Annotated in this window: 11 protein-coding genes; 7 read left to right on the forward strand and 4 right to left on the reverse strand. The window is 72.2% G+C overall.

From position 1 onward, the window contains the following. Nucleotides 1–42 precede the first annotated feature (42 nt). From fliD to AB4Y76_RS10755, 3 genes are read left to right on the forward strand one after another with little or no spacing between them, the layout of a single operon-like run. The gene (gene fliD / locus AB4Y76_RS10745) at nucleotides 43–1,395 is read left to right on the forward strand and encodes a flagellar filament capping protein FliD (protein WP_441925001.1); all 1,353 of its coding nucleotides are present in this window, start codon (nucleotides 43–45) and stop codon (nucleotides 1,393–1,395) included. Nucleotides 1,396–1,406: 11 nt separating this feature from the next. Then, nucleotides 1,407–1,799, forward strand: coding sequence for a flagellar export chaperone FliS (gene fliS / locus AB4Y76_RS10750; RefSeq protein WP_441925003.1), 393 nt, complete (start codon nucleotides 1,407–1,409; stop codon nucleotides 1,797–1,799). A gap of 2 nt (nucleotides 1,800–1,801) precedes the next feature. Continuing rightward, nucleotides 1,802–2,119 carry a hypothetical protein gene (locus AB4Y76_RS10755; protein WP_441925005.1) on the forward strand — a complete coding sequence of 106 codons (318 nt, stop codon included), beginning with the start codon at nucleotides 1,802–1,804 and terminating at the stop codon, nucleotides 2,117–2,119. 73 nt (nucleotides 2,120–2,192) lie between these two features. On the opposite strand, the gene AB4Y76_RS10760 is transcribed toward AB4Y76_RS10755, so the two are convergent. After that, the gene (locus tag AB4Y76_RS10760; protein ID WP_441925007.1) at nucleotides 2,193–2,651 is read right to left on the reverse strand and encodes a molybdenum cofactor biosynthesis protein MoaE; all 459 of its coding nucleotides are present in this window, start codon (nucleotides 2,649–2,651) and stop codon (nucleotides 2,193–2,195) included. A 57-nt stretch (nucleotides 2,652–2,708) separates the two neighbouring features. Here AB4Y76_RS10760 and AB4Y76_RS10765 point away from each other — a divergent pair, with 57 nt between their 5' ends. Further along, nucleotides 2,709–4,097: a zinc-dependent metalloprotease gene (locus tag AB4Y76_RS10765; RefSeq protein ID WP_441925009.1), complete on the forward strand. Its 1,389-nt coding sequence runs from the start codon at nucleotides 2,709–2,711 to the stop codon at nucleotides 4,095–4,097. A 2-nt stretch (nucleotides 4,098–4,099) separates the two neighbouring features. Continuing rightward, the gene (locus AB4Y76_RS10770) at nucleotides 4,100–4,648 is read left to right on the forward strand and encodes an NUDIX hydrolase (protein ID WP_441925011.1); all 549 of its coding nucleotides are present in this window, start codon (nucleotides 4,100–4,102) and stop codon (nucleotides 4,646–4,648) included. A gap of 4 nt (nucleotides 4,649–4,652) precedes the next feature. On the opposite strand, the gene AB4Y76_RS10775 is transcribed toward AB4Y76_RS10770, so the two are convergent. The 3 genes from AB4Y76_RS10775 to AB4Y76_RS10785 all read right to left on the reverse strand — a co-directional run bounded on the left by AB4Y76_RS10775 (nucleotide 4,653) and on the right by AB4Y76_RS10785 (nucleotide 7,489). Further along, nucleotides 4,653–5,168 (reverse strand): M48 metallopeptidase family protein, encoded by a 516-nt coding sequence (locus AB4Y76_RS10775; protein ID WP_441925013.1) that lies wholly within the window; start codon nucleotides 5,166–5,168, stop codon nucleotides 4,653–4,655. A gap of 74 nt (nucleotides 5,169–5,242) precedes the next feature. Then, nucleotides 5,243–6,340, reverse strand: a complete 1,098-nt coding sequence (locus AB4Y76_RS10780; protein WP_441925015.1) for a PHP domain-containing protein — start codon at nucleotides 6,338–6,340, stop codon at nucleotides 5,243–5,245. Between the two features lie 345 nt (nucleotides 6,341–6,685). Further along, nucleotides 6,686–7,489: an enoyl-CoA hydratase/isomerase family protein gene (locus tag AB4Y76_RS10785; protein WP_441925017.1), complete on the reverse strand. Its 804-nt coding sequence runs from the start codon at nucleotides 7,487–7,489 to the stop codon at nucleotides 6,686–6,688. Between the two features lie 270 nt (nucleotides 7,490–7,759). Between AB4Y76_RS10785 and AB4Y76_RS10790 the strand changes: the two genes are divergently transcribed. Together AB4Y76_RS10790 and AB4Y76_RS10795 are read left to right on the forward strand one after the other, a co-directional pair. Continuing rightward, nucleotides 7,760–7,918: a DUF5679 domain-containing protein gene (locus AB4Y76_RS10790; protein WP_441925019.1), complete on the forward strand. Its 159-nt coding sequence runs from the start codon at nucleotides 7,760–7,762 to the stop codon at nucleotides 7,916–7,918. A 210-nt stretch (nucleotides 7,919–8,128) separates the two neighbouring features. Next, nucleotides 8,129–8,397 (forward strand): hypothetical protein (locus tag AB4Y76_RS10795; protein ID WP_441925021.1); only part of this gene is annotated, 269 nt, incomplete at its 3' end.

Consider the following 8,397-nt stretch of genomic DNA (forward strand, 5'->3'; position numbering starts at 1 on the left):
CTCGTCCGGATCGTTTCGTTCAGCACGGAAGGGCTTGAGGAAATGGCGACATCGGGTGCCAGCGTCAGCGGACTGGTGAGCGGGATCGACACCAGCTCGATCATCTCCCAGCTGATGCAGGTCGAGGCTCAGACCCAGACCAACCTCAAGACCAAGGTCAGCACCGAGCAGTCGAACGTCAAGTCGCTGCAGGACCTGAACAGCGCCTTCGCGGCACTCGCGACCAGCGCCGCCGACCTGGCCAAGGCGACCGCCTGGAACCCGGTGACGGTCACCAGCTCCGTCGCCGGATCGCCCACCAGCCTGGTTACCGTCGCCGCGGGCGCGAACGCGGTCACCAGCCCGCTCAGCTTCACGGTCGGCCACACCGCGCTGAGCCACCGGCTCTCGTTCGCGACCAGTGCCGCGAACAACGCGGTGGTCACCTCCGGCTCCACCCTCGTCCGGATCGACCACCTGGACGGGACCACCCAGGACATCGACACCGGGGACGGCACCCTGGCCGGCCTGGTCAAGGGCCTCAACGCCTCCGGCACCGGGGTCAAGGCCAGCACCGTCCGCCTCGACGACGGCACCTACCGGCTGCAGGTCACCTCGACCGCCACCGGCGCCGCCTCCGACTTCACCCTCACCAACACCGACGGCTCCGCCCTCCTCGGGGGCGCGACCGTCCGGGCCGGCCGGGACGCCGAGATCACCGTCGGCACCGACACCGTGCACTCGGCGACGAACACCTTCAACGACGTGGCCAACGGCTTGAGCATCACGCTCGCCGCCACCACGCCGGACGGGACCGCGGTCGACGTCAACGTCACCCAGGACACGGCGGGCATGACCGCCAAGGTCAAGGGCATCGTCGACTCGATCAACGCCGCGCTGAGCAAGATCGACAGCCTGACGGCGTACAACAGCACGACGAAGACCTCGGGTCCGCTCTCCGGCGACTCCTCGGTCCAGGCCCTGCGCGCCAGCCTGCTCGCCACCGTCTACCCGACCGACGGGACCTCGATGGCCGGCGTCGGCCTCCAGCTCGACCGGTACGGCAAGCTCACCTTCGACGCGGACAAGTTCACGACCGCGTACAACGCCGACCCGAGCGCCGTGGCCGCGAAGTTCACCACCGGCGCCACGACTGGTTTCGCCGCCCGCGTCCAGGCGGTCGCGAAGTCTGCCAGCGACTCGGTGAGCGGCACGATCACCACCTCGATCACGAACCGGACCACCTCGATCCAGCGGATGCAGGACAGCATCGCCGACTGGGACACCCGGCTGGCGATCCGGCAGGAGACCCTGACCAAGCAGTTCACCGCGATGGAGACCGCCCTCCAGCAGATGAACGCCCAGTCCAGCTGGCTGTCCTCGCAGCTCGGCTCGCTCAGCAGCTCCGACAAGTAAGGAAGGCGCAGATGACTCTCGACGCACGCGCTGCCTACGTCAACAACTCGATCGCGACGGCGTCCCCGGCGCGGTTGCTGGTGATGCTGTACGAGCGGCTCGTCCTCGACGTCCAGCGCGGCCTGGAGGCCCAGCGCCGCGGCGACCACCAGGAGACGCACAAGCAGCTCACCCACGCCCAGGACATCATCATGGAGCTGCAGAGCAGCCTCCGCCCGGAGATGTTCAAGGGCGGCCACGACCTGTCCGCGCTCTACGGCTTCCTGCACCGCCAGCTGGTGCTGGCGAACATCCGCAAGGACGCCGGCATCACCGGCGAGTGCCTGACCCTGGTCACCGAGCTGTGCGATACCTGGCGCCAGGCCGCCGTCGAGGCCGCGACGAGCGCTCCCCGGAGCGCGTGACCGTGGACGCCGAACGCCTGCGCGCGGTCTGGGAGAACGAGATCGACCGCCTCGAGCTCGAGGTGCTCCGGATCGAACGGCTGATCCGCGGCCTGGTCTCGGTGCCCGAGGAGCCGTGGCGCGCGCCGGTGCTGCCGGGCCCGATGCCCGCCGACCTCGTCCCCCGGGCCGCCGAGCTCGTCGAGCGCCAGGAGCAGGCCCGGGCCGCGCTGGTGGTGGCGCTGGCCGGCGCCCAGAAGCAGGTCGCGTACGCCGAGCGCGTCGTCGACCTCACCCGCCGGCGCTCGACCGAACCGATCTACCTCGACCTCGAGGCGTGATCAAGGACGCGCCGGCGGCCTCGATCGTGGTCGTCGAGCGTGTCGAGTCGGGGTGACCTACCCGCGGCCCTGATCAGCAGCTCCCGGGCTCGACCCAGTCCTCGGCGCCGTCGGCGTACTGCTGGTGCTTCCAGATCGGCACCCGCTCCTTGAGCCGGTCGATCAGCGCCCGGGTGGCCGCGAACGCCTCCGGGCGGTGCGCCGCGGAGACGGCGCAGACGACGGCCAGGTCGCCGATCTCGAGCCGTCCGACGCGGTGCACGGCCGCGACGCCCACGACGTCGAACTCCTCCGCGACCTCCGCGGCGACCTCGGCGAGCCGTTCCGCGGCGGTCGGGTGGCCGACGTACTCGAGCCCGTCGACCCCGCGCCCGTGGTCGTGGTCGCGCACCGCGCCGAGGAAGACGTCGATCCCCCCGGCCTCAGGGTCGCTGACCGCGGCGATCAGCTCGGCCGGGTCGAGGACGTCCTCCCGGACCGCCACGAGGCGGACCGACCCGGTCCGTGCGGGCGTGGCGGCGGGGGTGGTCATGCGGCCAGCCTAGACACGGCACGGGCGGGTGTGGCGGCGGCCGGTAACTTGGACAGCATGAGCAACGACGGCGGCAACGGCCCCGACGACAGGACCCCCGACGAGGCCGGCGACGGCAACCCGTTCCGGGGCACCCCCTTCGAGCAGATGTTCGCGTCCTTCGGCGGTGCCGGGATGCCGGACCTCAGCAAGCTCGACCTGAACGCGCTGATGGGCCAGATGCAGTCCCTGATGCAGCCGTACGACGGCCCGGTGAACTGGAACCTGGCGATCGACACCGCCCGCAAGACCGCGGCGGCCGAGCCCGATCCGAGCCCGGACCGCGGCGCCCAGACCCGCGTCGCCGACGCGCTCCGGCTGGCCGACCACTGGCTGGACGAGACCACCTCCCTCCCCTCGGGCATCACCACGACGGCGGCGTGGAGCCGCGCCGACTGGATCGAGGAGACCACCGCGGTGTGGCGGGTCCTGGTGGAGCCGGTCGCCGAGCACGTGGTCGGCGCCATGGGCGACGCGCTTCCCGAGGAGGCGCGGGCGATGGCCGGGCCGCTGATCGGGATGATCGGCAAGGCCGGCGGCGCGATGTTCGGCTCCCAGGTCGGTCAGGCGCTCGGTGGCTTGGCCGGCGACGTGCTGACCGCCTCCGACATCGGGCTGCCGCTCGGCCCGGCGGGCAAGGCAGCGCTGCTGCCGCACAACGTGGCCGAGTTCGCCGCGGGCCTGGACGTCTCCGAGGACGACGTGCTGCTCTACCTGGCGCTGCGCGAGGCCGCCCACCAGCGCCTCTTCGGGCACGTCCCGTGGCTGCGCGCGCACCTGATCTCCGCGGTCGAGGACTTCGGGCGCGGCGTCACCATCGACATCAGCGGGATCGAGCAGTCGCTGGGCGGTCTCGACCCGTCCGACCCCGCGGCGATCCAGGAGGCGATCAACGGCGGCCTCTTCGAGCCGAAGAAGACGCCCGCCCAGGAGGCGGCGCTGCAGCGGCTGGAGACGACGCTGGCGCTCGTCGAGGGCTGGGTCGACGAGGTCGTCGGGCAGGCCGCCGCCCCGCGGATGCCGGACGCCGGCAAGCTTCAGGAGGCGATCCGGCGGCGGCGGGCCGCGGGCGGGCCGGCCGAGGAGACCTTCGCGGCGCTCGTCGGCCTCGAGCTGCGGCCGCGCCGGCTCCGGGACGCCTCCGCGCTCTGGGGCTCGCTCCGGACGCGCCAGGGCACCGAGGCCCGGGACGCCGTCTGGGCGCACCCCGACCTGCTGCCGACGGCAGCGGACCTCGACGACCCGCTCGGGTTCCGCGAGGACATGCCCGAGGTCACCGAGCTCAGCGACGAGGACTTCGACCGCGCGCTGGCGGATCTGCTCGAGGGCGAGACCCCGACCGGGCCGGACGAGCCGGGCCCGGAAACGGGCCCGGAAACGGGCCCGGAAACGGGCAGCGAGTCCTGAGGGTGGGCCTGCACGCGGACGCGCTCGGCGTCCTGGAGGGCTGGACCGCGCCCGACGCGGCGCAGGAGGCCTGGCGGCGCGAGTACGTCGACCACCTCCGCGCCGAGGCCGACGGCGTCTGGAAGGCCTGCTTCCCGACCCACCTGACCGCCGGCGCGTTGGTGCTCAGCGCGGACGGCAGCCGGGTGCTGCTGAACCTGCACCGCAAGGCTCAGCGCTGGTTCGCCTTCGGCGGTCACCTGGAGCCGGGCGACGCCACCCTGGCGGGCGCGGCGCTGCGCGAGGGCACCGAGGAGTCGGGGCTGCAGGGCCTGCGGGTCGACCCGGAGCCGGTGCACCTGTCCTCGCACACGGTCGAGTTCTGCGACCCGCGCGGGACCGTGCGGCACTTCGACGTCCGGTTCCTGGCGCGGCTCGGGGCAGACGCAGACCCGGTCGTCAGCGACGAATCCCTGGACGTGCGCTGGTTCGACGTCGAGGAGGTCCCGACCGACGAGCAGGACATGCTGGACCTGATCCGGCTGGCGCGTGCGCGCCTGGCCCAGGTCTGACGGTTCAGTCGCAGGCCTCGTAGTCGAAGCCGGCGGCCGCCGCCACGCCCTCGAGGTAGCCCTTGGCCCGCTCGGCGCGGGTGTACTTGTCCACCCAGTGCCAGAAGCGCTGGTTGTGGCTGGGCTCGAGCAGGTGGGCGAGCTCGTGCAGCAGCACGTAGTCCTGGACCCAGGACGGCATCGGCTGGAGCCGGTCGGAGAGCCGGATGGTGCCGTCACCGGTGGTGCAGGACCCCCACCGGGTGGTCATGTTGTCGACCCACCGGACCGAGACCGGCCGGGCCCTGCCGTGCAGGTACTCGCGGCTGAGGTCGAGGGCGCGCTCCATCAGCTGCTCGTCGGTACGACGGGTGCGGCTCTCGGACTTCTCCAGCCGGGCCAGCATGGTGTCGACCCACTCGGACTCCTCGGCGCGGGTGAACCGCGCCGGGATCATCACGATCACCTTGCCGTCCTTGCGGTACGCGGAGACGGTGCGGGTCCGTCGCGCAGATCGCCGCACCTCGACCTCGGGCCTCATGCCCAGAAAAGTACCTGGGAGGTCCCCCGCGCGGGCCCGGTTCGCAGCGACCTGGGGAAACAATTCCGCGCCGGTCACCTGGGGATCTTCGCGCCCGCCCAGGCGAGCAGCCGATCGGCCGGCCAGGTGTTCACGATCCGCTCGGGATCCAGGCCGAGCGCCTCGGCCCGGGCGCAGCCGTAGACCTGGAAGTCGAGCTGACCCGGAGCGTGCGCGTCGGAATCGATGGAGAACAGGCACCCGGTCTCGATCGCCAGCTCGAGCAGCCGGGTCGGCGGGTCGCGCCGTTCGGGACGGGCGTTGATCTCCACCGCCACCTCGTGCTCGACGCACGCCTCGAAGACGGTCCGGGCGTCGAACTCGGACTGCTTGCGGGTGCCGCGGTTGCCGGTGACCAGCCGGCCGGTGCAGTGGCCCAGGACGTTGGTGAACGGGTTCGCGACAGCGGCGACCATCCGCTTCGTCATCGGCGCGCGGTCCATCGCCAGCTTGGAGTGCACCGAGGCCACCCGGAGGTCCAGCCGGGCCAGCATCTCGTCGGTCTGGTCGAGCGCGCCGTCGTCGAGGATGTCGACCTCGATGCCCTTGAGGAGCCGGAACCCGGCCCCGTCCTCCCCGGGCGACAGGTGCTCGTTGATCGCGTCCACGATCGCGAGCTGGCGGGTCAGCCGGGCGACGGAGAGCCCGTTGGCCACCTTGAGCCGGGGCGAGTGGTCGGTGAGCACCAGGTACTCGTGACCGAGCTCGATCGCGGTGAAGGCCATCTCCTCGATCGGGGAGCCGCCGTCGGACCAGTCGCTGTGCGAGTGCAGGTCCCCGCGCAGCGCGGTCCGGACCCGGGACCCGCCGTCGACGAGCGGGCCCCCGCTCTCCCGCTCCAGCTTCGCGAGCCGCACCGGCAGCCGGCCGGCGGCCGCCTCGGCGATCACCTCCGCCGTGGACGCCCCGATCCCGGGGAGCTCGCGCAGCGTCCCGGCGCGCGCCCGGCCGGCGACCTCGTCCGGGTCCAGGGGCAGGATCGTCGCGGCCGCGGACCGGAACGCCTTCACCTTGTACGTCTCGGCACGGGTCCGTTCGAGGAGGAACGCGATCCGCCTCAGCGCGGCCACCGGGCCCCCGTCGTACGGCTCCTCGGGGACCGGTCCGGAAGCATTCACGTCGTCGGTCGCCATGTCCTCATTCTGTCGTCTGAAACGTGATCCACAGCACAGCCCCACCTGTCCACACACTGTCCACAGGGTTATCCACAGGCTGGGGAACATCGGCCCGTTTCCCACATTGACTCGCGCCCGGCGCTCCCCTAGCGTCACGCCCAGAAGAGGCCCCCGGTCCTCGTCGAAACGTGCTCGCAAGGGGAAGGCAAGCATGGTTCGCGCGGCGGATCGGGGGCCTTCTCTTGTGTCGGAAAACCAAGGGAAGCCGTGATTCCGACAGTCGCCCAGCCCGATCCCGGCGTTCCAGCCCGATGCATCAGGCTGTTCTGCCGGAATCCCCTCTTCCCTTGGGAAACCGCCGGCTCAGACGCCCTTGAACTCCGCGGCGCGCTTCTGCCGGGCAGCCTGCACGCCCTCCTGGAGATCGGCGGTGGCGAGGGTGATCGGCTGGGCGAGGGCCTCCCACTGGACGGCGGACTCGAAGTCGCGGTGGCCGCCTTCGCGGAGGGCGACCTTGGTGTACCGGCTCGGGATGGGGGCGGTCGCGGCGATGCCCTCGGCGATCTCGTCGACCCGGGCGCCGAACTCGTCGTCGGCGAACACGCGGGAGACCAGGCCGATGCGGAGCGCCTCGTCGGCCTCGACCGCGCGGCCGGTGAGCAGCAGCTCGCGGGCCTGGGCGTCGCCGACGACGTTCGGGAGCAGGTACGTCGCCGCCATGCCGGGGTGCATGCCGAGCCGCACGAACGGCACGCTCAGCTTGGCGCCCGCGGCGGCGTACCGGATGTCGCAGGCAAGCGCGAGGCAGAGGCCCGCGCCGACCGCGTGGCCGTTGAGCGCGGCGATCGTCGGCACCTCGAGCCGGCGGATGGCCAGCCAGGCCCGGTAGAAGGCGATCATCCGGGTACGCAGGTAGTCGACCTCGGCGTCCGGCTCACCGGCGATCCACGCCGGGTTGCCTCCCGAGCAGAAGGCGCTGCCCGCGCCGGTGACGACGACGACGCGGACCGAGGGGTCCTGCTCGATCGCGTCGATGGCGCGGCCCCAGGAGGCCGTCATGCCGTCGGACATGGCGTTGCGCTGGCCCGGGTTGTCCAGCACGAGACGGACGACGCCGGGCGCGGGGCGCTCCAGCCGGAGGTCGGTGAGGTCGAGGTTCTCGGACATGGCCCGGAGGCTATCCCCGACCGCCGGGACGCAGGGAAGGTCGGGACGCATCTCACACGGGAGCCCCGCGGGAGCCCCGCGCGGAACCGGCCGTTGGTTACCGATCAGTAACAGGTGGTCGGACACGCGTGTCGTACCGCCCCCCGGTGCACGGTTTGAGCGGGGACGTGGTCTAGGGTCGAATCGGACCAGAGACATGGCCCCCGGCGGGTCTTCCCCCAGACTCCCGCCGCGACGACCAAGAGCAAGACAGAGATCAAGGAGGCCGTCATGGCGGAGACCTGGAGCGGCGAGTTCTACTGCGTGAAGTGCAAGGAGAAGCGCGAGGCCGAGGGCAACATCGAGGTGAACGAGAAGGGCACCAAGATGGCCAAGGCGACGTGCCCGGTGTGCGGCACCAAGCTGAACCGCATCCTCGGTCGCGCCTGAGGCATCGCCTCAGCGGTCGTCCGTGAGGACGGCATCGCGCAAACCAAGCGCTGTCACGCGCTCGCTCACCAAGCGCTGACGTGTCAGCAAAGGCGGCGGGAGCTCCACCTTCGGGTGGGCGCCCGCCGTCTTGCCGTTCCCGGGCACGCCCGCGACCGCCTGTGGACGACCGTTCGCGGCCCGGACGCGGGCGTGGCTACCTTCCCGGGCATGTCCCGCCCCGCACTCGCCCCCGGCCTCCGCGTGCAGGCCCGCGGCCCCGAAGAGATCCAGGTCGGTCTCGAACCCGGAACCCGGCTCCGGGTCCGCGCCACCGCCGCCGTACGCCGCGCGCTCGCCGCCCTCGACCGCGGCGAGGCCCCCGCCCCGGGCGACCGGGCCGCGCTGGGGGTGCTCGCCCCGGTGCTCGTGGACGCCGACGCGCTCGCACCCACCGGGATCGCCCCGGGCGACGCGGCCGCGGCGGCGCTGGCCGACCC

It is taken from the genome of Marmoricola sp. RAF53, from assembly GCF_052114005.1.
Taxonomy (GTDB): domain Bacteria; phylum Actinomycetota; class Actinomycetes; order Propionibacteriales; family Nocardioidaceae; genus Marmoricola.